The following is a 595-nucleotide window of genomic DNA, read 5'->3' on the forward strand; positions in this document are numbered from 1 at the left end:
TGACGCTGGATCCGCTGACGGGCGCGGTGAATGTCGCGCCTGGCACGCCTGCGGGCACGTACGTGGTGACGTACGAGATCTGCGACGTGATCAATGGTCCGGGCGTGAACTGCGATACGGCGACGGCGACGGTGACGGTGGCAGCGGCGCCGATCGTGGCGAACCCGGACAGCGGCACGGTGGCGAACGGCGCCACTGGCGGCGTTGCGGTGCCGAACGTGCTGGTGAACGACACGCTCAACGGTGCGCCTGCGACGCTGGCGACAGTGGTGCTGACGCAGACGGCGACGACGAACCCGAACGTGACGCTGAACCCTGCGACGGGCGCGGTGAACGTGGCGCCTGGCACGCCAGCGGGCACGTACACGGTGACGTACCAGATCTGCGAGCAGCTCAACCCCGGCAACTGCAGCACGACGACGGTGACGGTGACGGTGGGAGCTGCGCCGATCGACGCGGTGGACGACGACTACACGGGCACGCCGGTGAACGGCGGCTCGGGCGGCAACCTGCCGAGCGTGCTGGGCAACGACACGCTGAATGGCGGTGCGGTGACGGTGGGCGTGGGCGGCAACGTGACGCTGACCCCGGGTGC

General features: G+C 69.7%; 1 protein-coding gene. It reads left to right on the forward strand.

Annotation, left to right across the window (positions count from 1 at the left end; translation table 11 throughout):
- Positions 1 to 595: hypothetical protein (locus tag ACFQ0E_RS19195; RefSeq protein WP_386826643.1), on the forward strand; the 595-nt coding region annotated here is incomplete at both ends.

This window comes from Lysobacter brunescens, assembly GCF_042677005.1.
GTDB classification, from domain to species: Bacteria; Pseudomonadota; Gammaproteobacteria; order Xanthomonadales; family Xanthomonadaceae; genus Lysobacter_I; species Lysobacter_I brunescens.